General features: G+C 61.9%; 18 protein-coding genes. 10 read left to right on the top strand and 8 right to left on the bottom strand.

The features are described from left to right. Positions 1-32: 32 nt before the first annotated feature. Positions 33-1,793, bottom strand: coding sequence for an amino acid ABC transporter ATP-binding/permease protein (locus ACP3TE_RS11490; protein ID WP_426733626.1), 1,761 nt, complete (start codon positions 1,791-1,793; stop codon positions 33-35). After that, positions 1,793-3,532: an ABC transporter ATP-binding protein/permease gene (locus ACP3TE_RS11485; protein ID WP_402697630.1), complete on the bottom strand. Its 1,740-nt coding sequence runs from the start codon at positions 3,530-3,532 to the stop codon at positions 1,793-1,795. The genes ACP3TE_RS11490 and ACP3TE_RS11485 overlap by 1 nt, the downstream gene beginning before the upstream one ends. Before the next feature lie 118 nt (positions 3,533-3,650). Between ACP3TE_RS11485 and ACP3TE_RS11480 the strand changes: the two genes are divergently transcribed. Further along, entirely contained in the window at positions 3,651-4,637 is a 987-nt protein-coding gene (locus ACP3TE_RS11480; protein WP_400343805.1) for an acyl-CoA thioesterase, read from the top strand. Beyond that, positions 4,634-5,260 carry a phosphoribosylanthranilate isomerase gene (locus ACP3TE_RS11475; RefSeq protein ID WP_400343803.1) on the top strand — a complete coding sequence of 209 codons (627 nt, stop codon included), beginning with the start codon at positions 4,634-4,636 and terminating at the stop codon, positions 5,258-5,260. Before ACP3TE_RS11480 ends, ACP3TE_RS11475 begins: the two co-directional genes overlap by 4 nt. Before the next feature lie 44 nt (positions 5,261-5,304). On the opposite strand, the gene ACP3TE_RS11470 is transcribed toward ACP3TE_RS11475, so the two are convergent. Then, positions 5,305-5,856: an acyl-CoA thioesterase gene (locus tag ACP3TE_RS11470; protein ID WP_359192574.1), complete on the bottom strand. Its 552-nt coding sequence runs from the start codon at positions 5,854-5,856 to the stop codon at positions 5,305-5,307. A 149-nt stretch (positions 5,857-6,005) separates the two neighbouring features. Here ACP3TE_RS11470 and ACP3TE_RS11465 point away from each other — a divergent pair, with 149 nt between their 5' ends. The 4 genes from ACP3TE_RS11465 to ACP3TE_RS11450 all read left to right on the top strand — a co-directional run bounded on the left by ACP3TE_RS11465 (position 6,006) and on the right by ACP3TE_RS11450 (position 10,168). Next, complete coding sequence (locus tag ACP3TE_RS11465) at positions 6,006-7,376, top strand: sensor histidine kinase (protein WP_426733623.1); 1,371 nt, start codon at positions 6,006-6,008, stop codon at positions 7,374-7,376. After that, positions 7,373-8,038: a response regulator gene (locus ACP3TE_RS11460; protein ID WP_105658871.1), complete on the top strand. Its 666-nt coding sequence runs from the start codon at positions 7,373-7,375 to the stop codon at positions 8,036-8,038. The genes ACP3TE_RS11465 and ACP3TE_RS11460 overlap by 4 nt, the downstream gene beginning before the upstream one ends. A 79-nt stretch (positions 8,039-8,117) precedes the next feature. Then, positions 8,118-8,999: an ABC transporter ATP-binding protein gene (locus ACP3TE_RS11455; protein WP_426733621.1), complete on the top strand. Its 882-nt coding sequence runs from the start codon at positions 8,118-8,120 to the stop codon at positions 8,997-8,999. Continuing rightward, a complete protein-coding gene (locus ACP3TE_RS11450; protein ID WP_359192582.1) occupies positions 8,996-10,168 on the top strand; it encodes an ABC transporter permease in 1,173 nt (390 codons plus the stop codon). Before ACP3TE_RS11455 ends, ACP3TE_RS11450 begins: the two co-directional genes overlap by 4 nt. Positions 10,169-10,228: 60 nt before the next feature. On the opposite strand, the gene ACP3TE_RS11445 is transcribed toward ACP3TE_RS11450, so the two are convergent. The 4 genes from ACP3TE_RS11445 to ACP3TE_RS11430 form a co-directional block, all read right to left on the bottom strand. Next, complete coding sequence (locus ACP3TE_RS11445) at positions 10,229-11,701, bottom strand: amidase (RefSeq protein ID WP_359192585.1); 1,473 nt, start codon at positions 11,699-11,701, stop codon at positions 10,229-10,231. Then, positions 11,698-12,981 (bottom strand): M20 family metallo-hydrolase, encoded by a 1,284-nt coding sequence (locus ACP3TE_RS11440; protein ID WP_426733618.1) that lies wholly within the window; start codon positions 12,979-12,981, stop codon positions 11,698-11,700. Before ACP3TE_RS11440 ends, ACP3TE_RS11445 begins: the two co-directional genes overlap by 4 nt. A gap of 37 nt (positions 12,982-13,018) precedes the next feature. Beyond that, a complete protein-coding gene (locus ACP3TE_RS11435; RefSeq protein WP_359192590.1) occupies positions 13,019-14,365 on the bottom strand; it encodes an MFS transporter in 1,347 nt (448 codons plus the stop codon). A 162-nt stretch (positions 14,366-14,527) separates the two neighbouring features. Further along, positions 14,528-15,436 carry a LysR family transcriptional regulator gene (locus ACP3TE_RS11430; RefSeq protein ID WP_400343791.1) on the bottom strand — a complete coding sequence of 303 codons (909 nt, stop codon included), beginning with the start codon at positions 15,434-15,436 and terminating at the stop codon, positions 14,528-14,530. Between the two features lie 94 nt (positions 15,437-15,530). Here ACP3TE_RS11430 and ACP3TE_RS11425 point away from each other — a divergent pair, with 94 nt between their 5' ends. After that, a complete protein-coding gene (locus ACP3TE_RS11425; RefSeq protein ID WP_332727621.1) occupies positions 15,531-16,130 on the top strand; it encodes a hypothetical protein in 600 nt (199 codons plus the stop codon). Between the two features lie 73 nt (positions 16,131-16,203). Here ACP3TE_RS11425 and ACP3TE_RS11420 read toward each other — a convergent pair whose 3' ends face one another. Further along, positions 16,204-19,722, bottom strand: coding sequence for a proline dehydrogenase family protein (locus ACP3TE_RS11420; RefSeq protein ID WP_426733617.1), 3,519 nt, complete (start codon positions 19,720-19,722; stop codon positions 16,204-16,206). A gap of 233 nt (positions 19,723-19,955) precedes the next feature. Here ACP3TE_RS11420 and ACP3TE_RS11415 point away from each other — a divergent pair, with 233 nt between their 5' ends. The 3 genes from ACP3TE_RS11415 to ACP3TE_RS11405 all read left to right on the top strand — a co-directional run bounded on the left by ACP3TE_RS11415 (position 19,956) and on the right by ACP3TE_RS11405 (position 24,138). Then, entirely contained in the window at positions 19,956-20,918 is a 963-nt protein-coding gene (locus ACP3TE_RS11415; protein ID WP_133834891.1) for a LysR family transcriptional regulator, read from the top strand. A 136-nt stretch (positions 20,919-21,054) separates the two neighbouring features. Then, positions 21,055-22,560: a sodium/proline symporter PutP gene (putP, locus tag ACP3TE_RS11410; RefSeq protein ID WP_105658877.1), complete on the top strand. Its 1,506-nt coding sequence runs from the start codon at positions 21,055-21,057 to the stop codon at positions 22,558-22,560. A gap of 174 nt (positions 22,561-22,734) precedes the next feature. Continuing rightward, entirely contained in the window at positions 22,735-24,138 is a 1,404-nt protein-coding gene (locus ACP3TE_RS11405) for an NAD-dependent epimerase/dehydratase family protein (RefSeq protein ID WP_426733616.1), read from the top strand. Positions 24,139-24,171 lie beyond the last annotated feature (33 nt).

The following is a 24,171-nucleotide window of genomic DNA, read 5'->3' as shown; positions in this document are numbered from 1 at the left end:
TTGTCAGTTCCATCCATTGGGCGGGGCGTGGATCAGCTTGGCAAAATCCGGTCCGCTTCGCGCACGGCCATGCGGGAGAACAAGGATTGCCCATCGGCCAATAGCGCTGGCGCCGCACCGCGTTCCAGCACCACTCCTTCATGGAGCACCAGCACGTTCTGCGCCCGGGCCAGGATCGATAGCCGGTGGCTGATCATCAGCACCGCCATCCCTTCACCGCGGCGGCGTTCCACTGCTTCCAGGACCAGCTGTTCGCTGCGTGCATCCAGGGCGCTAGTGGATTCATCGAGGATCAATACCGCGGGGTTGCGAAGCAGCGCCCGGGCCAGGGCCACGCGTTGGCGCTGGCCACCGGAAAGCCGGGCAAAGCGATCCCCCAACCGGGTCTGCAATCCGGCCTTCTGCTGGCGCAGCCAGGAACCCATGCCCAGTTCATCGAGGACCTGCTCCATCTCGGCGTCGCTGATCCCTTCCGCACCCAGCAAGAGGTTCTCGCGCAGCGTTCCACGGATCATCACCGCCTCTTGTGAGACCAGGATGATCCGGGTGCGCAGCTGCGCCAAGCTTGCGGCCTCCAGCGGCACATCGCCGAAGCTGGCGGTGCCGGCAGCTTCCACCGAGCGCACCAGGGCTGCCGCGACCGACGATTTGCCGGAGCCGCTTTCGCCCACCAGTGCGAGCAGGGAGCCTGGTTCCAGTTCGAAATCCACGCCGCGAACTACCCGATGGCCCTCGAAGTCAACCGACAGATCCGCCACGCGCAAGGTGCCGGAAGCAGGAAGGGGAACCGGGTTGGCGGGTTCGGAAACCGGATGGCTGGTTATCGCGGTGGCGTACAGCCGGCGAGCGCTGGCCAGCGAATCCTGCAGGCCCAGGATGAACCCGTCTACCGCGCGCACCGCTTCATAGGAAGGGACCAGGGCACAGCACAGCACGATCAGCGTGCCGAACTGCCCGGCGGTTCCCAGCAGGACAAAGAGCGCGAGCAGGCTGCCCCAGACCACCAGCTGTGTCAGCGTGGCCCGTACCGCGCCCAGGGTTCCGGCCGATCGCGCCGCTTGCCGGCTTTCGTGCAGGCTTTCGCGCATCCGCGCCATGACGGGTTTGCCGGCATTGAATCCGTGAATCACGTCGATGCCGGCAAGCGTGTCGGCCAGCAGCTGGTTCTGGGTGCCGCGAGCACTGGCGGTGGCCCGCGCGGTACGGCGCAGGGCGCCGACGCCAATGGCCGGGATGGCCAGCCCGATCAGCACATAGCCGGCGAGCAGCACGAGGGCCGGTTGCATGCCGAATACCGCCCAGGTTCCCCAGGTTGCCAGGCCGCTGACTGCCACTGCCGCCACGGCCGGGGGCAGGGTGTGGGCGAAGAACACTTCGACCTTGTCGATGTCGCTGGTGGCCTTGGCGAGCATGCCGCCGGAATTCTTGCTGTCCGCGGCGAAGGGCGCTTGGCGTTCAAATGCCTGGTACATGCGGTTGCGCAGCCGCGCCAGGGACAGGAAGGCCACCCGGTGCCCTACATACTGCTCCAGGTAGCGCACCGCTCCCTTGACCAGCCCCGGCAGGATGACCACAGCGATCAGCGGTCCCCAGCCAAGGACCATAGGCAGCTGCTCACCGCCCAGGTGCAGGGCCTTGGCCAGGCCGAACCCGGCCACGGCGTAGATACCCAGCGAAGCCAGGCGAGTGGCGCAGGCCAGCACGCAGGCCAGCAGCAGCGGCGGGAGCAGGTCCTTGGTGCTGCCAATCAGCCAGGCGACGGTTTTGATAGTGGAGATTTTCTGCGTGCGCATTAGTTCCCCTCCCCCAGCTGGCTCCGGCCACTGGCATGCAGCGCATCAGCGCGTTGGCGGAATCCGTCCATGGCTTCCTTGAGATAGCCGTCGGCGGCCAGCAGCTCGTCACGGCGTCCGGCCTGGATGAGCTGTCCGTGGTCCATGACCAGAACATAGTCGTAGTCGGCCAGCAACCCCAGCCGGTGGGTGACGGTGATGACCGTGGTGCTGCGGTCCAAGGAGCGCAGGGTTCCCAGCACGTCCGCCTCGGTCTGGACGTCCAAGGCGCTGGTGGGCTCATCGAGCAGCAGCACGGGACGCTGCGCCAGCAGGGCGCGGGCCAGCGACAGGCGCTGGGCCTGGCCGCCAGAAAGCCGTGCCCCTGACTCGCCCAGGCGTTGCGCCAATCCCCCGGGTTGCGCCTCGAACCACGCTCCCATGCCGACCTGGCGCAGCGCCAGGAGCAGTTCGCCGTCGGCAGCCCGGGGCGCACCGAGCAGGAGGTTTTCGCGCAGGCTCATGCCGAAGAGCGTGGCGTGCTGTTCCACTACGGCGGTATTGGCCTTCAAGGTTGCCGGGCCCATGGCTTGCCGGGCATCGCGGATGGTGCCGGAGGAAGCTTCGAGCTGGCCCTGGAGCACGCGCAGCAGCGTCGTCTTGCCGCTGCCCGAGGGGCCGATGATGGCAGTACGCGAACCGGCCGGGAAATGCCAGGAAATTTTGTCCAGCGCGTGGTGCCCGCTGTCGTAGCTGGCGCTGACTTCTTCCAGGATCAGATCACGGTGGCGCAGGTCCACGGGCAGCGGATTGGCCATGGAACGGTGCATGGGGATGTCGGCGACTTCGGCCAGTTTCTTCTCGGCGGCCTTGCCGGTCATCCCGATGTAGAAGAAGCTGCCGACGTAGTTGACCGGGGCGAGCATCAGGAAGCTCAGGATCACCAGTGACAGGGCAGAACCCGGGGTGATGGCCCCGGAGCTGGCGCGCCACCAGGCCAGCAGGGCGGCACTGGCGAGCAGCAGCACGGCGAAGCTGGAATCGATGACCAGCAAGATCAACTGGTTGCGGGCCAGCAGTTTCATCACTTGCTGGCGTACGCGTTCGGTGGCCTGCTCGATGCGCGATCCCATCCACCGGCTGCCGCCGTTGAGCTTGAGCATGCCCAGCGAGCGCAGTGCGTCCAGGAAGGTCGCCGAGAGGATGCCCTGGGCTCGGCGGTACTCTCCGTTCGAGGAGCCGAAGCGCCGCTGGAAGCCCAGGACGATGACCGGGACCAGCGCGGTGGGAACCAGCAGTACCAGTGCGCTGAGCGGGTCGATGGCAAAGGCGATGAAGCACAGGATCAATACCGGGGTGGCTACCGCGGAGATTGCCGGCCCGATGAAGCTGGAACGGTATTTCACGGACCGCTCCACCGAGTCCATCGCCGCATGCAGCAGCTCCCCATCGCCGGAGGCGCGCACCGCCAGCGGGCCGATGGACAGATAGTGCTTGAGCAGCTTCATGCGGTGGTACTCGGTCAGGTCGAGGCTGTTGCGCGAGATCACGACCGGGATCAAGAAGGTGGCAACCGCCATGATCAGCAGTTCGCCGAAGGCGCTGGCATACCATTGGGTGCCCAGCGGGCGATGGGCCATGAGTTCATCCAGGCCTTGGCCCACGACGATCACCAAGCCGGCGGTTCCGGCCGCGGCACTGAGGCTCAGTGCCACCACGATGGCTGTTGCAGCCGAAAATATTCCAAAGACCCTACGCACCCTCCTATCCTAGGGCAGAGCACACCGGCAGTTCCGCGCCGTGGGGCTTGCCGGCCAGGCTGGGCCGTGAAGCGTCATACATTGCCCGTGATGCGCGTTGTGCGCGAAACTGGAGTGCATGAGCACCCCGGAGCTGAAACAACGTCCGCATTCTGTCACCTTGCGATTCCTCGCGGCACCAACCGACGTCGATGTCACCGGGATTGTTCCTGCGGGCACCGTTCTGGAGTGGGTCGACAAGGCCGCCTACGCCGCGGCGGTGGGATGGTCCTCCAGCTATTGCGTCACCGCCTATGTAGGAAATATCCACTTCGAAGACCCGATCCACTCCGGGGATCTGGTGGAAGTGACCGCTTCAGTGGTGTACACCGGAACCAGCTCCATGCACATCCATACCGAGGTGTCCTTCAGCGATCCGCGCGAATTGCGGCCGGTGAAGTCCAGCAGCTGCCTGGTGATCTTCGTAGCCGTCGGCGAGAATGGGAAGCCGACCCCGGTTCCGGCGTTCACCCCGGGTACGGCCCGGGAAATCGCCATGCGCGAGAATGCGCTGGCGCGCATTGAGATCCGCGAGCAGATCGTCGCGTCCATGAACGATCAGGTATACACCGATGAGGGAACCGCCGAACGCGTGACGCTGCGCTTCCTGGCGGCGCCCACCGATGTGAACTGGGGCGGCAAGGTCCACGGCGGCATCGTGATGAAGTGGATTGACGATGCCGCTGAGCTGTGCGCGGCCCGCTACTGCCAGCAGGAAACCGTTGCAGTGTTCTCCGGCGGCGTGCGTTTCTACCGCCCGCTGCTGATCGGCCACCTGGTGGAGGTGGAGGCGCGCCTGGTCTACACCGGGAACAAGGGAATGCACGTTGCGGTGCATGTGCGCTCTGGCGATCCGAAGACCCGGGAAATGCAGTTGACGACCTACTGCCTGACCGTGATGGTGACCCGCGATGAAACCGGCACCGCTGTTCCGGTCAAGCCCTGGGTGCCCGTCACCGGGGAGGACAAGCGGCTGTGGAATCACGCCCGCGACTTGTTGGCCATCCGCGCCAACGCGCCTGGCGGTTACACCCCGATCCATATGGCCAAGGAGAACGCGAAGTGAGTGCAGCAAAGCCCTTCGTCAAAGTGTGCGGCTTGTCCACGGCCCAGGACGTGCAAGCCGCTGCGGCCCATGGTGCTGATGCCATCGGGTTCGTGCTCACGCCCAGTGCCCGGGAAATTTCCGCGCAGCGCGCCGCCGCATTGGTGAAGGCGGTTCCCGCAGGCATTGCCACCGTGGCGGTATTCCGCGGCGAAGAGATCCAGACGGTGCTTCAGCTTGCGGCGCAAGCCGGCGTGAGTTGGGTGCAGCTGCACGGGCAGCGCACGGCAACGGATGTGAGCACCGCCCATGAGGCCGGGTTCAAGGTCATCCGCGCGGTGCGGCGCGATGACCCGGAGGAGCAGTTTGCCGATTGGGGCGAAGATCTGCTGCTCATTGACGCCTCGGTCCCCGGCAGCGGCGAAAGCTGGGATTATGCGGCAGTGAAGGATCTGGCCGCTGGTCGGCGCTGGCTGGTGGCCGGCGGACTGTCCCCGCAGAATGTCGCTGATGCCTTGGCTGCGTCCAGCGCTTTCGGCGCCGATGTCTCCTCCGGCGTCGAATCATCGCGCGGAGTCAAGGATCCCGAACTGATCGCCATGTTCATTGATGCGGCCAAGGCTTCGCCGAATCCCGCACATTGAGTCCCCCCGGCACGGTCCAGCAGGAATTGCGCGAGTGAATTGATTCAGCGGATCCAATTGTGCGGGGCCGGCTTGCGGGTGCTGGGCAGCGCTCCGTCCTGGCGCCACTGGTGCAGCCACTCGGGCAGCACCATGTCTGCTGGCAGTTCCAAGCCGACTGCTGCCAGGATTTCCTCGTTGGAAACCGCACCCTTTGTCGAGGTCATCCGGGTGGCGACATAGGCGCGAGCGTAGATTTCGCCCTTCACGACGATGCGCTGCTCGAAGAAGATGCACTTGTCGTCCATGCCGATCAGCCGGGTTTCCTGGGAGAACTTGGTTCCCAGGCGCACCGACTTGCGGAAGGTGATGGTCTCGGTCTGCACGACCGGAACCCATTTATTCCTGGACATGATGTCCCAGACACCGGAACGGAACATCAAGTCGAAGCGTCCGAGATCGAAGATCGAGAAGTACATGCCGTTGTTGATGTGGCCGGCAAAGTCGATATCGGTCAGCGTGGCACGCATGCCCACTGAGCTGGTGTCGAACATGGACAGCTTGGAAGCCTTCTTGCTGTTCAGGTAAACCATGAGGATTCGGAAAATCATGTGCATACCATCACATTACTGCCTAGTAACCTTTCTGCCTAGCGCATTTCCTCCCGGGTCAACGCCAGGGATAAGCCTCCAGGCTCATGCCCGGAAAACCGCAGACCGGTAAAGTCGTTTCCAATGCCTGGCCAACGAGATGATCAAGGAACACCATGTACCGACTCCCCGAGCTAGTACACCGGAGGCTCCCGACGCTGCCTCCGGTGGATTGGGAACGTCCGTCTCCGGATAAGAAGAGCTTGCGCCGCGACATTATCGTCGCTTCGGGCTTCCTCCTGCTGGCGCTGGCCATGCACGAACTGCTGCTCTCCCTGACCGAGCAAGAGAACGCGCCCGATCCTCTTCTCGCCTATCTCGTGCTTGTGTCCCTGATCGTGCCGCTGATGTTCCGCCGGCGCTGGCCCATCACCATGATGCTCATCGGTTCGGCTGCGTTCGTGGGCGCCGGAAGCGAAAATACCTACCAAGTCGGCATGGAGCTCTGCGCGCAGCTGGCCTATTTCATCGGCATCTACACCGCGGTCACGTGGTCGAAGAACCGCCGGGGACTGTGGATAGCGATGAGCGTGGTGCTGCTGTTCATGGCTACCTGGGTGATCGTCACCTTCTTCACCTCCGACTTGCTCACGGCCACCGGAACTTCCATGGTCGAGGATCCAGCAGGCGTGCTGCCGACGTCAACGGCGTTCATCTTCTACAACCTGCTGATGAACCTGCTGTACTTCGGCGGCGCGATCTTCCTGGGCATGGTCAGCTGGACCAATGCCTACGCCAGCCAAATAGTGGAAACCCAGGCCCAGCGCATTGCCGACCAGTCCCAGCAGCTGGCAGACCGTGCGGTCAACGAGGAACGGCTGCGCATCGCCCGCGAGCTGCACGATGTCATTGCCCACCACATTGCCTCGGTGGGAATCCAGGCGTCGGCCGCCCGCATGGTGCATGAGCGCGATCCCCAGCAGTCCATCGAACTGATGCGCGGCATCGAGTCCTCGGCACGCAGTGCAGTCAGCGAAACGCGGGCACTGCTGGGCGTATTGCGCGAACACGGTGGACCGGAGGATTCGCCGAGCTCCGCGGAGGGGGCACGGAACCCCGAACCCTCCATGGCGCAGCTCGATGAGCTGATCGCAGCCAATGAACGCCAGGGACTGAGCATCCAGATCTCCCGCGATGAACACCAGCCCGGCTTCATTTCCACCCTGCCGGCAGGCCTGTCGCTCGCGCTCTACCGCATCAGCGGCGAAGCCTTGGCCAATGTCCGTGCGCATTCCACGGCCCGCACAGCTACCTTGTCGCTGCGTTCGGGAACCGATGCCGATGGCGCATGGATAGAAGTCGAGGTCACCGACAGCGGCCGTCCACGGCCGGATTCCGCCGGTGGCGGCTACGGCCTGCGTGGCATTCGCGAACGCGCCAAGCTGCATCACGGGCTGGTGGAAATCGGCCCGCGCATTCCGCACGGCTGGCGTACCCGGGCCCGTTTGCGCGTGGTTTCCGACGCGGCAACTAGACTGGCAACATGAGCAAAATTACCGTGGTGATCTGCGATGACCAGTCGTTGATCCTCTCGTCGCTGAAACTGATCTTGCAAACCGATCCGCAGATCCAGGTCATTGGCACGGCAGGCAACGGCCAAGCGGGCCTGGAAATGGTTCGCGAGCTGAACCCCACGGTGGCGCTGATGGATATCCAAATGCCGCAGATGGACGGCATCGAAGCCACGAAGCTCATCGCCAGCACCACCCAGACCAAGGTCATTGTGCTGACCACCTTCAACCGCGACGACTACCTCTTCGAGGCCATGGATGCCGGGGCCAGCGGGTTCCTGCTGAAGAATGCAGAGCCTGAAATGCTGGTGGCCGCCGTGCACCAGGTGGCCGCCGGCCACGGGCTGCTCTCCCCCGAAGTCACGCTCAAGCTCATCCAGCGTGGCACCGGCGCGGTCCCTGCCGCGGATTCGGCAGCGGCAACTACCGAGGCCCAGCAGCTGGAAAAACTCACCGAACGCGAACGCCAGGTACTCTGCGAACTGGCCCAGGGCAAGAACAACCAGGAAATCGCCGCAGTGCTCTCCCTGTCGGAAGCCACGGTGAAAACCCACCTGTCGAACCTGTTGGCGAAGCTGCACCTGCGCGACCGGGTGCAGGGCGTGCTATTCGCCCACCGCGCCGGACTCATCCAATAGTTTCATTCTCCAGACGGAGCGCAAATGCTGCTTCGTTTCCTAAGCTGATGAGTAGAAACAATACTTGGCAGAGGAAAACATGCTTGAGCTAAACCATGTGTCACGGTCATTTGCACAGAATTTGGTGCTCGATGACATCAGCTTCACCGTACCTGGCGGCGCGCTCACCGGATTCGTCGGTGCCAACGGTGCCGGCAAGACCACCACCATGCGCATCATCATGGGATTGCTCAGCGCCGATTCCGGTTCTGTTTCGCTTAACGGCCAACCGCTCAATGGAGCCACCCGCCCCAACTTCGGCTACATGCCCGAGGAACGCGGCCTGTATCCCAAGCAGCCGGTCATTGACCAGCTGGTCTACCTCGGACAGCTCCATGGCCTGTCCCGCTCCGGAGCACGCAAACGGGCCATGGAACTGCTGGCCCGTTTCGGATTGGCTGACCGCGCCAAGTCGAAACTCGAATCCCTGTCCCTGGGCAACCAGCAACGCGTTCAAGTCACCGCAGCACTGCTGCACGAACCCGACGTGCTCATCCTCGACGAACCTTTCAGCGGACTTGACCCGATCGCGGTGGACGCAATGAGCTCCATCCTGCGCGACTATGCAGCGCGTGGCGTACCGGTGCTCTTCTCTTCGCATCAGCTGGATCTGCTCGATGTGCTGGTGGACCATCTGGTGATCATCCAGGACGGCAGGATCCTGGCCAATTCATCGGCAGCCGGGCTCCGTGCGACGCAGGCATCCCGGCACCGGTTGTCCCTGGGCTCCGACACGGGCTGGCTGCGCAATGAACCGGGGGTCACCGTTATCGATATTTCAGGCCATGACGCATTGGTGAATTTCGATTCCGAAGCCGATGCCCAACGCGTGCTCGCCACCGCCATGAGCCGCGGGCCCGTCGCAGAGTTCGCGGTCCATCGCCCTTCGCTGGCCGACATCTACCGGGAGATCATCAAGTGAACACCACCACGGCTCCATGGCTCATTGTCGCCTTGCGCGAAGTCGAAACCAAGCTGCGCGACAAAGCTTTCATCATCAGCACCATCGTGACCTTGCTATTCATCATCGGATCGGTCGCCGTTACCGGATTCCTCGCCAATCGCACGTCGAATTTCGCCGTGGCTGCCACCGACGATGCCAGTTTCCGGGTGCTGGAGCAGGTGATCCAGGATCGCCCCGAAGACGTGGAATTGAGCATTTCCAGGCTCGCCCCTGAACAAGCCGAGCAGCAGCTATCCGCTGAGCGGCTGAACGCGACCTTGTCCGGTTCGGCCGATGCGCAGGAATTCACGCTGACCGGTTTCAACGCGGTCGACCAAGAGCTCAGTTCCCTGGTCCGCGAGGCAATGAAAACCGTGAAGACCGATCAGCTGCTGGCCGAGGCCGGACTGGAATCAGCTGGCCTGCCCGATAACGAGGACCTCATTCTCGATCAGCTCCATGGCGATTCCGAACGGGCCGCGATGGCCAGTGCCATGGCGCTGGTCTTCTCGTTCCTCTTCTACATGGCCGCATTCCTCTTCGGCATGCCCATCGCCAACTCGGTCATCGAGGAGAAGCAGAACCGCGTGGTCGAGATCCTGGCCAGCACCATCCGGCTGCGCCAGCTGCTGGCAGGAAAAATCATCGGGAATGTCGTTCTCGCAATGATCCAGCTCCTGGCCTTCCTCAGCATTGGCTTGCTGGCTGCCTACATTTCCCCGATCCAGATCCCGTTCCTCGGAGTTGTCACCCAGGTGGCCGGGTGGTTCGTGGTGTTCTTCTTCGGCGGTTTCCTGCTTCTGGCCGGGATCTGGGCAGCGTTGGGCTCCTTGGCTACCCGTACCGAGGATCTGCAGCAATCCAGCGGGCCCGTGGTGGGCCTCCTGATGGCGGTGCTGTTTATCGGGTTGTATGCCAAGGGCAGCTTCCTGGTGGTCGCTTCGTACATTCCTATCGTCTCCTCGGCGGCGATGCCTAGCCGCCTGCTCTCCGGCGAGGTCGCTTTCTGGGAGCCGATTCTTTCGCTGGCAATTCTCCTGGCTGCCTGCTGGCTCGTGCTGCTGTTTGCCGAGAAGATCTACGGCAGGGCAGTGATGCACACCGGTGGCGCGTTGACCTTGCGCAAGGCACTGAAGCTCGAGGTCTGAGCCTGCAAGAATAGGCGGGGTCCAGTCCATTCTGGACTGGTCCCCGCATATTCCCTGATGTTAACCGGTCGGTGTTCCTGCCAGTGCTGGGTATGGATTACCACTGGTAAACTGGATGACTCGTTCCATAGCGAGCGCAGCCTGGAATACGGTCCTTTCATCCCATGGCTGACCGACAATCTGCAGTCCAATCGGAACGTTGGCCTCACCCACACCGCACGGAAGATTCATCACCGGTCGATGATTGGCGATGTTGAAAGGACTGGTCATATGGCCCTCCCAATAGTGCTTAAGCTTCCGTCCTGCCACGCTGATCCCGTCCAGGTAGTCTCCGTCGGCCTGCAGCCAATCGACTGCGTTCGTCGGGCAAAGCAAGACATCCACGCCTGACATAGCCGTGTTCAATTGCTGATTGAACAGTGCGTCCAAGCGAAGGGAATCGACCAATGACACTGATTCCGCCTGAGCCAGCGCATCGGCAATGAATTGATCGGTATAAGCAGCTCTCGGATTTTTAGAGTTCCCGATGATCTGGGTCATCGCCGGGGCAAGAATTTGTCCGAAATGGGCGAAGCTTGTTTCCCTGACCTGGTCTGTTGTCCAGGGCAGGTCGACTTCCACAATATTCGCGCCCAGATCCCGCAGCCGCTGGATCGTCGAGGCGAACGCTGCGGCAACCATTTGGCTTACGGGGTAATTGCCCAGCTCCAGGGAGACCCCGATCTTCAAGTCGGCGAGAGACGCTTCTTCAAATTCTTGGCTGGGATTTGTCGATCCCCAAGAGTTCGAATCAGCCGGGTGCGTACCGCTGATGATTGATGACATAAGCAGAACATCCGCGACGGTTCGTCCCATCGGCCCATCGCCGCGGTAACGATCAGCGGCCAATTCCCCAGCCCCGGGGATCCTTCCGTATGGGGCCTTGTACCCAACGGTTCCGGTGAAGGCAGCCGGAATTCGAGTTGATCCTGCAATGTCCGAGGCGGTAGCCAACGTGGTAAATCCGGCTGCCAACGCTGCACCCGATCCCCCGGAGGATCCGCCCGGTGACATTTGGGGGTTCCAAGGGTTGCGGGTAACTCCCCAGATAGGAGAGTGCGTTACAGTGGCGCAGCTGAACTCAGGACTCGTCGCTCGGCCGTGGATAATGGCTCCGGCAGTTCGGAGCCGTTCGATGATCGGATGGTCGACCTCGGCAACAGACTGTTTCTGCGAGAGCAGTCCCATCGAAAGGCTGTGCCCGGCTAGCCCGTGTTTTTCCTTCGCGACGACACTGATGCCTAACAATGCCGGCAACTGTTGCACTTCATTTGCGCGACGGGCTTTGGCGTACGCCTCCGTGTTTCTGGCAGCTTCAGCATATGCGTCGGTTTCCATCGTCTCGGTCAGCGCGTTGATTCTTTCGACCCCACGGTCCCTGTCGGCATTGATCAATTCAAACTGGGCTTCAAGGACCTCTGCAGGAGAGATTTCTCCACTGCGGAAAGCTGATAACTGCTCTGTTGCGCTGAGGAAAGCTAGATCATCCATCATGCGGAAATCCCATGGATTGCTTTGCTCTCGTTGCCAGCCAACGCTGCATTCTCATCTAGGGCGCCAAAGATCATTTCCCAGCCAATCTCAGTGAGGACTTCCAACCCGTGGATCATGTCCTCGTCAGTAGAGAATTCTCGTTCGCAATGGCTGACGCCGCCGATTGAGGGAATGAAGAGCATGACCGTCGGCACCATTCGGTTCATCGCTACCGAGTCATGCCCAGCCATCGTGCGTATACGACGAACGCTCTTGCCCAGATTGGCGGTTATTTTCTCGATTAATTCAAGGCCAGACTCCGGATAGTACTGAATCTCGCGCACGTCGAAATCATTGACGTTGATCCGAATGTCGTGTTCACGGGCAATCTCCGCAATTTGCCCAATTAGAATTTGTCGCGCTCGCAATACGTCCGTTTTCATCTCGGCGCGAAGGTCAGCAACCAAGTGCACCCGACGAGCTACGACAATCGGAGAATTCGGTTCCAACGTCATTTGCCCGACCGACGACACGATGCTGCCCTCAGCAAAGTGTCCCACGACGTCGTGGACTTTCAGTATCACCTTGCTCGCAGCGACAAGTGCGTCATGACGATCGGCCATGGCCGTTGCACCGGTATGGGATTGTTCCCCAAGCACTTCGACGTCCAGCTTCTGCGTGTGCCAGGAAAAATCGACAGCTCCGATGTTGATCGACTCTCGTTCCAGGATGCGTCCCTGTTCGATGTGGATCTCCGCGTAGCCTGCCACTTCAGGACGTTGATCGTGGCCGAGGTATCCAATAGATTCCAGGGCTTCTGCGACGCTGATCCCCGCCAAATCCCGGGTTTGCAGCATCTGTTGTTCGTCCATGGAGCCCTCGAACACAGAAGAGCCCATGATGGACGGGGCGAACCGGCCGCCTTCTTCATTGAACCAATTGGCTACCCCTATGTTGAAGGCCGGCTGCTGTAATTCCGCTTTCAACCTTGACTCAATGGCTTTGGCAGCATGCAGGCCTGCGAGGACACCGTAGGCACCATCGAAGCGTCCACCCAGTGGTTGCGAATCCATATGCGATCCCAGCAGTATGTAGGGGGCCCCTGGCGTAAGTTCGATCAATGCAAACATGTTGCCGATAGTGTCGACGCGAAGTTCCCAGCCGTGGTTCCTGGTGAATCGCGCGAACCAATCTCGACTGAGTTTGTCCTCGGGTGTGGCTGCTTGCCGGTCGACACCGTTTTTATCCGTTGCGCCGAATTCGGCAACGTGGTGGAAGTCAACGAGAAATTCGTTGTGCATGGTGAATTCCTTTCTGTGAAGTTAGAGTACGGCGCTTTTACTGGCCGGTGGCTGGCGAAGACTTGGCATATAGCGGATGGGTTTCCGGCACTGGGGTGAAGACCAGCAGACACAGCACGATAAGTGCGGCTGTGGCCATGTACACGCCTGGGATCATCGCAATACCGGTGCCCGAGACCAGCCACGTCCCGACGAATGGAGCAGTGCCGCCAAAGATTGCGTAGGCAACGTTGTAGCTGATGGCTGAGGAAGTGTACCGAGTTCTGGTGGTGAATATTTCCACGAAGAAGGTGTAGCAACCGCCGCCATAAATACACATGGGAACCACGAAGAGCAGTTGCCCTATGATTGCCAAGGCGAGTGAACCGCTGGTTACCAGCATGAAGCATGGAATGCTGAGTATCATCAGCGCTGCGGAACCTGCGATGAGCATCGGCTTGCGTCCGAAGCGGTCGCTGAACCGTCCGCCAATAGGAAGCAGGATCGCGTAGCTGGCCATGGCTACGGCATTTGCCACTAGCGACATTTCCAGGCTCAGGTTTCCGGTTACCTGGACATAGGAAACGAAGTATCCGGAGAGGAAGTAGAACCCCATGGCTGTCAGCGCCATGACGAAGATGACCTGAAGCATCCGGAGCTTGTTCTCTGCGAACGTCTGGCGCAAAGGGCTGTACTCCTTGTGCTCGTTTTTCTTGAGCACCTGCTGGAATGCTTCCGACTCTTCGGTCTTGGAGCGAATCCAAAGGCCGAAGAGTGCGAGCGGGAGGGCGAGCAGGAATGGTATACGCCAGCCATAGGATGCAAAATCTTCGGAGTCCATCGTCGTGGACAGCACCAGGATCAGGGTTCCACCTATCACCGACGGCAATGCTGTAGCTGCCAGAGTGATGTTCAGCCAGAAGCCTCGTCTATCAATTGGCGCATGTTCGAAGACGAAGGCAGGTGCACCGACAGATTCGCCGCCGGCCGAGAATCCCTGGACGAGTCGGCACAACACCAGAAGTGCTGGAGCCAGAGCTCCAATTTGCGCGAAGGTCGGCAACAGTCCGATAGCGAATGTTGCCAGTCCGATAGTCATCAAGGTGATGAACAAGACCTTACGGCGACCGAGTTTGTCTCCCAGCACGCCGAAGAACATTCCGCCAAGCGGCCGGACGAAGAAGGCGACACCGAACGTCGCGAACGTCGCGAGCAGGCCTGCCAGCGGGCTGTCTGATGGGAAGAAGAGTGCGGACAGCGTGACTGCCGATAACCCGTAGAGCGTGAAGTCGTAGAATTCGATGAACTGTCCGATGCTGCCACCGGCCAGCACGCGACGCTTCTGTTTCATGTCGGATTTCGTCGTCGACGGCACCGCGCCGGCATCAATGCTATTCAGGGTCACGAGTCTGCCTTCTTTCGGGCTAAGCTCCGCCGAATTCTCAGGAAGCTGCTGTGGAAGGAGCGGACGAGCAGTCCGGCCTCTTAGTACTCAACGATCTGTGATCCACGTCATGTCGTCCAACGCAAAAGTTTTATTGGCGTGATCGCTAAAAGCGATCAGAAGTTACCCGTCGTTCAGGATCTCGCCCGCAAGGTCTGCGAACGCCCGTGCTTTCCGCGTCATCTGCATCTCCTTCGGATAGGCGACCACAATTGAAATGGGAATGACCGGATCACTGATTTGCAGGGGCACTACGGCTTTGCCGGTGTAGGTCAGGTCATGCGACAAACGCCGGTTCAGAACCGAATATCCCAACCCCATGGCCACGTAGGAACGGACGGTCTCGTATCCTGAAACCCAATGGGCCACATTGGGTTGGAGTCCCAACGAGGAGAAGAGCTTGAGAAAGTACTCTCTTGAATGTTCTTGATCGAGCAGAACTAGCGGCTCGTCAACGAGGTCCTCTAGCGATACAGTTCCGTTGCCTTGCGCCAGCGGATGTTCTTGGGCCACGATGACGTGCGCACCTAACCGGTCTACCTGCTCCATCGAGAATTCTGCTCCGACGCCGAGGTCATACATGAGCGCTATTTCGCATTCGCCCTTGCGCAAGGCATCTAGAACTTGTTGTTGCTCGCCTTCGATAAATTGCAATTCGATACCGGGGAATGCGGATTTGAATGCTGCGAACAACCTCGGTGCAACGAAGGGTGCCAACGGCGCGAAAATTCCGACGCGCAGTCTTCCGCTAAGTTCATGGCTCGCTCCGCTCAATGACGAGTGCAAGATCTCCGCATTTTCCAAAAGGTTCCGGGCACCTGCCACAAGTCGCTTCCCGTCCTCGGACAGGTTCAACGCACGGTTTGGTAACCGCAGGAACAGCTGCACGCCTAAATCGCGTTCCAAATGGTTGATCGCGGCAGACAATGTCGATTGCGAGACATTCAAGGACGCTGCTGCGGCACGCATGTTTTCGAACCGCGCAACTTCAATGAAATACCGCAACTGGATCAGAGTGAATGAACGCGCCATGCAAGTCATCCTAGCCCTGTATTGGCCTACTAATCGGTACTCCATTAGGGTGAAACCAAGTCGATGCACAGCCAGCTTCATTAGACTTGGCTAAGTGAGCGAAGAAAAACCACTGTTGCATCTGCCGGCCCGCCTGATCATTGTTTGGCTGGTGCTGATCGCCGGCATCACCGGATCCACGCTGCTGTCCACCGCCGACTATGTCACCGGCGGCAGCCTGCTCTCCCTGATCGCGTTATGGGTGATCAGGCTCGTGGCCATCGGCAGCTTCTGGTTGCTCGAAGCGCGCAAGGACACCAAGGTCTTCGCGATGCTGCTGGTCCTGCTGTCGCTGGTCCTGGACATCTTGCTGAAGCTGCCGGTACTGGACACCGTGGAATATGGCGATTGGTTCCTGGTCTCCGCGCTGGATCTGCAAGGAATGTACACCGGCTACTTCACCGTCTGGGGCCTGCTCCTGCCGGTGCTTTCGCTAGTTGGCTGGTTCGTCCTGCGTCCCCGCAAGCTCGCTGGCTGGATCGTCGGCCTGCTCTCCGCGGTGGGCCTGGGATTTGCGGCCCTGTCCGTGGCTGGTTCGGCCAGCGGATCCGTACTCGCCTTTACCCTGGTGACCTTGGCGCGCTACATTCTTCCGGCGATCCTCTCCGCCACCGCGGATCTTCTGGTCGCCAAGTACAAGGTACGCAAGAAGTAAAGAGCATCCGGCATAAAGCAGTGGCCAGCATCCAAATAAATGGATGCTGGCCACTGCTTTATGCGCTTGCCTGCTAGATCAGCGAATCACTGAGGTGATTCGGGGTGCCGAAGCGGTGAGCGGTGATGGATACGGCCTGCTCATGCAGGAACGGAAGCATCTCCACCCGTCCGGCAGCGGTCACCGGCGATGCGTAGATGGCCACATCCGGCTTGCCGTTGGCTGCCTCGGCGACAGCCTTCATCGAGCCGCCGATCAGGCGGATGCGGGCAGCGGACTCCGGACCGGTCTTCGCAGCCAGCTTCGCAGCACGGGCGGCGAATGCCGCAGCGTCTTCGCGCACCACGGTGACCGAGTTCTCGGCCAACAGGTTGCGCACGCCCAAGGGCAGCTGCACGTCAGCGGAGAAGATCACGCGGGAACCTGCGGTGACACCGGCGGCAATGACGCGCAGCGCCTCGGCCAGTCCGTGGCCGCTGGTGGCTTCTTCGAAGCGCACGGTCACGTCAACCGCGCGGTAGCGGAAGATGTTGCGCTCGGCGACCAGCCCCGAGCGGTCCTTGGCCTGGTTGAACTCGTTGTTCCACCACAGCTTGTCGCTGGCCAGTGCCGAGCCCAGCCACTGCGCCTGCTCCGAATCCAGTTCTGCGGTGTTCAGCAGGCGCTGGTCGAATGCCGAGAGCGCTGCGCCCTGCGTGGCGGGGGCGTCCACCCAGGAGCCCATGCCGACCAGGTAGTTCGGGCCGCCGGCCTTGGTGCCTGCGCCGATGGCCGACTTCTTCCAGCCGCCAAACGGCTGGCGCTGCACGATGGCACCGGTGATGCCGCGGTTGGCGTAGATGTTGCCCGCCTGGATGTTCTCCAGCCAGTAGCCCATCTCCGCCGAATCCAGCGAATGCAGGCCCGAGGTCAGGCCGTAGTCCACCTCGTTGACGATCTCCACCGCTTCTTCCAGGGTCTTGGCGGTCATCACGCCGAGAATCGGGCCGAAGTATTCGGTCTTGTGGTACTCGCTGCCGCGGGCCACATCGTAGCGCACGCCCGGCGAGTAGAGCTTGCCCGAGTCATCGAGCTGCTTCGGCTCAATGGCCCAACGCTCGCCGGCGCCCAGGGTGGTCAGGCCCCGCTTGAGCTTTTCGCCCGGCTCGCCGATCAATGGACCCATCTGGGATTCGGGGTTCCACGGGTAGCCGACCTTCAGCGACTTCACCGCATCGATCAGCTGGTTGTTGAAACGGCGGGATTCAGCCACCGAGCCCACCAGCACCACCAGCGAAGCTGCCGAGCACTTCTGTCCGGCGTGGCCGAAGGCCGACTGCACGACGTCGCGCGCAGCCAGATCCAGGTCGGCGTTCGGGGTGACGATGATGGCATTCTTGCCGGAGGTCTCAGCCAGCAGCGGCAGGTCCTTGCGGAAGGAGCGGAACAGTTCCGCGGTCTCGTAGCCGCCGGTGAGGATCAGGCGGTCCACGCGCTCATCGGAGACCAGCTGCTGGCCCAGGGAGCGATCGCCCACGAAGACCAGCTGCAGCACGTCCTTGGGCACGCCGGCATCCCACAGGCACTGCACCATGACGGCGCCCACGCGGGCGGCCTGGCTGGCAGGCTTGATGATCACCGAGGAACCGGCGGCCAGCGCCGAGAGGGTGGAACCGGCCGGAATCGCCATCGGGAAGTTCCATGGCGGGGTGACCACGGTCAGCTTCGACGGGACGAACTTCGCGCCATCCACGGTATCCAGTTCACGGCCCAGTTCCGCGTAGTAGTGCGCGAAGTCGATGGCCTCGGAAATTTCCACATCGCCCTGGTCAATGGTCTTGCCGCATTCGGAGCCCAGGACCTCGAGCAAGGTGGCGCGGCGCTCCTCGAAGAGCAGGCCGGCACGGTGCAAGATCTGCGCGCGCTGGGCCGCGCCCAGCTGCTGCCAGCCGGCGGCGGCATCCACGCCCATGGCGATGGACTCGTCGAGTTCGCCGGCGCTGTTCAGGGTGTTGTTCTTGACCAGTTCCTTGCCCAGCGGCGATTCCTGCATCTTGGCCAGGATCTCGCGTCCCCAGGCACGGTTCTGGTTCAGGTCCGGGTCGGTATCCGGGGTGTTGAAGAATTCGGTGGAGCCATCGGCGAAACCGGCCACGCGGGTGCTCAGCGCCGGATCCTGGACCTGGCGGTTCTGCACGCGGTGCGGGGCAGGGACCACATAGGACATGGCTTCCAGGGAAGCGAGGAAGCGGTTCTTCTCGCGTTCGAACAAGGCCTCGTTCTTGGCCAGCTCGAAGACTGCGGACATGAAGTTTTCCTGGCTGGCGCCCTCTTCGAGTCGGCGGATCAGGTAGGCGATGGCCACGTCGAATTCCTGCGGGTGCACCACCGGGGTGTAGAGCAGCAGCGAGCCGACGTCCTTGCGCACCGCTTCGGCCTGGCCGGTAGCCATGCCCAGCAGCATTTCGAATTCGATGCCGTCGGTGGCATTGCGCGACTTGGCCAGCAGCCAAGCCAGTGCAACGTCAAAGAGGTTGTGCCCGGCGATACCGATGCGGATGTTCTTCACGTGTTCGGGGCGCAGCGCGTATTCCAGCACGGATTTGTAGCTGGTGTCAGAGTCCTGCTTGGTGTGCCAAGTGGCCAGCGGCCAGCCGTGGATGTCGGCTTCCATGGTTTCCATTGGCAGGTTGGCGCCCTTGACCACGCGGACCTTGATGGGTGCGCCGCCTTCGGCCACGCGGGCCGCGGAGAATTCCTGGAGCTGGATCATCGCGCCCAGCGCATCTGGCAGGTAGGCCTGCAGCACGATGCCGGCGGGCAGGTCCTTGAATTCCGGCTTGGAAAGGATCTTGGTGAAGACCGCGATGGTCAGCTCCAGGTCCTTGTACTCTTCCATGTCCAGGTTGATGAATTTCTTCTTCGGGCTGTTGGCAGCCAGCTCGTACAGCGGCTGCAGCTTGTCCACGATGTGCTCCACGGCTTCGTCGAACGCCCAGTGGTTATGCGGGGCGACGGTCGAGGAGACCTTGATCGACACGTAGTCCACGTCGTTGCGTTCCAGCAGCTTGGTGGTGCCATCCAGGCGGCGGGCTGCTTCGCCTTCGCCGAGGATGGCCTCGCCGAGCAGGTTGACGTTCAGGTCCACGCCCTCGCGCTTGATCTTGGAGATCGCTCCGCCGAGCTTGGCATCCGAGGCGTCAATGATCAGGTGGCCTACCATCTCGCGCAAGACCTTGCGGGCGATGGGGACAACTACCTGCGGCACGATTGGGGCCATGGCGCCGCCAACGGCGACGGCCTTGCGCATGTACCAGGGCAGGAAGCCTGGAACCATTGGAGCCAGCGCCTTGAGGTTGGCTGCCGCGACGTTCAGGTCTTCGGGGCGGATCACGCCATCGACGAAGCCTACGGTGAAGTCCAGGCCCTTGGGGTCCTTGAGCACTCCGGCCAGGCGGGCGGCGGCGGCATCTACGGGGTATTCGGAAGCTTCGGTGAGCCAGCGGCGCACCAGCTTGATGACGTCGTCAGCGAGTTCGGCCGGCGAGGTGAGCGGGTTGCCGTCGGCATCTAGTGCGGCTGGCACTACGTGCTGGGTGGAGGTGAAAGACACTGGTGGTCCCTTCGATGCAATTCGTACTTGTGGTTCGGCACCGAACGCTGATGTCGTTGTGGCTAATCCGGCGGCCTGCTGCTGCCAGAGGGCCGCTAGGAAAAGCTGTGTGCAAGATCGAGTATGAACCTATATTGTCTTAAGCAAAAGTGAACAAAGCCGAAGATGTTCGTTCGGTTTTGCCGAAGTATTTGGACTCCGTGAGTCCCTATTAACTGAATGGCGGGAAAACCGTGCTTGAACTGAGAAGATTGCGCTTGCTTCGCGAATTGCATATCCGCGGAACCATTGCCGAGGTGGCCGACGCGCTGAGCTACTCCCCCTCATCCGTGTCGCAGCAGCTGAGCCAGCTGGAAACCGAAACCGGGGTGGAGCTGCTGCGGCGCACCGGACGCACCCTCAAGCTCACCCCGCAGGCCCAGATCCTGGTGGCCCACACCGAAGAGCTGCTCGATTCCATGGAACGCGCCGAAGCGGACCTGTCCGCGGCCATGTCCACGGTGTCCGGAACCGTCCGGCTAGCGGTTTTCCAGACGGCCATGCTCCGGCTCATGCCGCCGGTACTGCGCGAACTGCGCACCAGGCACCCCAATCTGCGGGTGGAAATGAGCCAGCAGGAACCAGCCGACGCGCTGAATGAAACCAGCAGCCGAAGTTTCGATTTGGTGGTCGCGGAGCAGTACTCGGGACATTCCGCGCCGCACTACGACAACCTCGATCGGCGTGTTCTGACTCACGATCCGATCCGCCTGGCCTTGCCGGCACGAGGCGCGGCCGGAAATGCAGAATTCGACCGGGTGCACACCTTGGAGCATGCCAACTCACTGCCCTGGGTGGTGGAACCCGCGGGTGCCGCCAGCCGGCACTGGGCCCTGCAGGCTTGCCGGCTTGCAGGGTTCGAGCCGGACCTGCGCTACGAAACCGCTGATTTGCAGGCTCACGTGCAGTTAGTCGCTTCGGGCAACGCCGTGGCGATGCTCCCAGAGCTGGTCCTGCGCGACCAGCGCAGCAGCCTGCGCACGGTGGATCTTCCCGGCTCTCCGGAGCGCACCATCTTCACCGCCATGCGGCATTCCTCCACCCAGTCCCCGGCCATCCGCGCGGTGCGCAAATCGCTGCACGCGCAGCCCGGAATGAGTGATGCAAGCAACTCCGCGATTTTGGCTACCCCTGCAGACTTCGATACGGTCGACTAGATAACAGAATGATCACAGACCAAATGGCACCCGGCGACAAACCGGAGAATTAGTGCCATAGTGGTGACTCGCACCACAGAAATCCGCGCCTATGGCGGCTGAGAAAAGCCCCAGGCACAAACGGTAATGAGGAAAAATGTCCGACCAGACTTTCCAGATGATTGCGATCGCAATTTACATGGCCGCCATGCTTGGCATCGGCTATATTGCATATCGCCGCACCAACAACATTGACGATTACATGCTGGCCGACCGCGGCCTGAAGCCGTGGGTCGCAGCCCTGTCCGCAGGCGCATCCGACATGTCGGGCTGGCTGCTCATGGGCCTGCCCGGCGCCATCTACCTCGGCGGCCTGCACGAAGCATGGATCGGCATCGGCCTGCTCATCGGCGCGTGGCTGAACTGGAAGTTCGTCGCTCCGCGGCTGCGTTCCTACACCGCGATCTCGCAGAACGCCATCACCATCCCGAGCTTCTTCGAAAAGCGCCTGAAGGACAACAGCCACCTGCTGCGCATCGGCGCATCGGTGATCATCCTGGTGTTCTTCACCTTCTACGTATCCTCCGGAATGGTGGCTGCAGGCAAGTTCTTCGAGGCTTCCTTCGGCTGGCAGTACCTTGCGGGCATGTTCTTCGTGGCAGGAATCACCCTGCTCTACACCCTGTTCGGCGGCTTCCTCGGGGCGTCCCTGACCGACATGGTCCAGGGCTTGCTGATGTTCGCCGCGCTGATTGCCGTGCCGATTGTGGCAGTCATCCAGATCGGCAGCATCGGGGACATTACCTCGAAGGTCACCGAAGTCAATCCCGAAGCGTTCAACCTGTTCTCCTCCTTCAGCGACAACAGCGCGATCCTGGCCGCCGTGGCCATCTTCTCCACCGCAGCGTGGGGCCTGGGCTACTTCGGCCAGCCGCACATCATCGTGCGCTTCATGGCGCTGCGCACCCCGGGCGAAGCGAAGACCGCACGGCGCATCGGCATTGGCTGGATGTTCCTGACCACCCTGGGCGCCATCGCCACCGCGTTCATCGGCGTCGCGTACTTCGCCGATCAGCCGCTGGACAAGGCCAGCAGCGAAACTGTCTTCCTGCTGCTGAGCCAGATCTTCTTCCACCCGCTGATCGCCGGCCTGGTGCTCGCCGCTGTGCTGGCGGCCATCATGTCCACCATGTCCTCGCAGCTGATCGTCTGCTCCTCGGCACTGGTGGAGGACCTGTACAACATCACCGGCCGCAAGGCTTCGCCCAAGGCCCTGGTCATGCTGGGCCGCTCCGGCGTACTGCTGGTGGCCGTCGTCGCCGCCCTGCTGGCGCTGAACCCGAACTCCTCCATCCTTGAGCTGGTCTCCTTCGCGTGGGCAGGCTTCGGTGCCGCCTTCGGCCCTGTTGTCCTGCTGGCCCTGTACTGGCGCAAGCTGACCGCCGTGGGCGGTTTCGCCGGCATGGTCACCGGCGCCGTCGTGGTGTTCATCTGGGGCAACGTGGACGTGCTGGCCTCGGCCATGTACGAGATCGTCCCGGGCTTCCTCGCCGCACTGGTTGTCGCATGGCTGGTTTCCCGGGCAACCTACCGCCCGAACCCGACCATCGATGGCGAGTTCACCGAAATGGAACAGGAAGTCGGCGCCAAGGTTACTGCCTAGCCAACGCCCCGATCCGAAGCTCCCTTGGTCCGCATGGACCAAGGGAGCTTTTCCCGTTCCAGGACCCTGGTGTAACAGTTCAGGCAGGCTTCGATGTCTATCCTGCCGAAGTGCACCGGGCACAGTAGCCTAGAGCTATGCCCGAGAAACCGAGCTGGAAGGAACTATTCCAAGATGAGCACCACGAGTAAATTCACGCACTGGCAGCGCACCGAGTCGCAGTTCCTGGCCGCTGACCCGCAGGCCGTCTATTCGATCGTGGGCAACCTGTCGCAGACCGGCCAGTGGATGAAGAGCTTCGACGGCTTCATCGTGCATGACGACCAGCGCGGCGTGGGCACCAAGGTGGATCTGTTGCCGCCGGGCAAGTTCTTCGGCCCGTTGCACCGCAGCACCGCGCCTTCGGGCTCCATCACCCGGCGCAACCAGGACACCCTCATGGTGGAGTTCACCCAGCCGCAGCCGGCCGGTGAAATGGTCTTGCGCTGGCAGGTAGAGCCCCATGAGCACGGACCCGTGCTGCACTTCACCGCTGAGCTCAACGGCCCGGGCACCACCGCTTTCAAATTCACCGTGGCCAACGCCCTGTGCAAGGACTTCGCCATTGCGGCGGCCCGCCTGTACCGGATCATCGCCCCGGGTGCGCACCGCAAACGCGATGCCCATGTGGTGATCTCCGGTGGTCGCGGATTCCTTGGCCGCAACCTCGTCGCCGATCTGGTCTGCCGCGGAATTTCAGTATCGGTGCTGACCCGCAACCCAGAAAACGATTTCCCTGCCGAGCAGTACAGCTGGGATGGCGTGCACCAGGGGCCCTGGGCCCGCGCGCTGTCCAGCAAGAATCCGGTGCACCTGGTCAATCTGGCCGGCGAGCGCGTCGACAAGCGCAACACCCCGGAGAACATCGCAGCGCTCACCGACTCGCGTGTGGCCTCCACCAAGACCTTGGCCGAAGCCGCAGCCTCGGCGCCCCAGCTGGCCACCTGGATCCAGGCCAGCACCACCGCCATCTTCGGTGACGCCGGCGAGGAAGAGCTGACCGAGTCCAGCCCCGTTCCCAGCGACCAGCGCGCCCTGCCGGAAATGACCGGGGTCGCTTCGGCTTGGGAGCAGGCCTTCTCCGAAGCCGCGGTCAACGCCGAACAGCGCTATCTCTTGCGCACTTCGCTGGTGATGCACCCCGACGCTCCCCTGCTTGGCCCGCTGAACCTGCTGGTGAATACCGGCATGGGTGGTCCCCTGGGGGACGGCAAGCAGTGGTTCAGCTGGATCGGGCTAGAAGACTGGCTGCGCTTGATCCGGTGCCTGCTCGGCTTCGAAGAGCCCTCCATCCCTGCCGGCCTGGTGCATGCCGCCAGCCCGAAGCCGCTGCGCAATGCCGAGGTCATGGCCGCCTTGCGATCCATCGCTGGGCTGCCTGGCCTGCCCACTGGGTCGGTGCTGCCCAAGATCGGCGCCGCGGTCATGGGAACCAATGCCCGGGTCGCGTTGACCGGCCGCAAGGTCACCAGCGAAGTCCTGCAGCAGGCCGGATTCGAATTCCAGCAGCTGGATTTCGCCTCGACAGTGGCTGGCTAGCGGCCGCCAGCTGCCGCAATAAGGAGTAACCTT

The organism is Glutamicibacter sp. 2E12 (genome assembly GCF_050030965.1).
GTDB lineage: Bacteria > Actinomycetota > Actinomycetes > Actinomycetales > Micrococcaceae > Glutamicibacter.
Note: the sequence above shows the minus strand (reverse complement) of the source record. Positions and strands in the feature narration are given on the sequence as shown.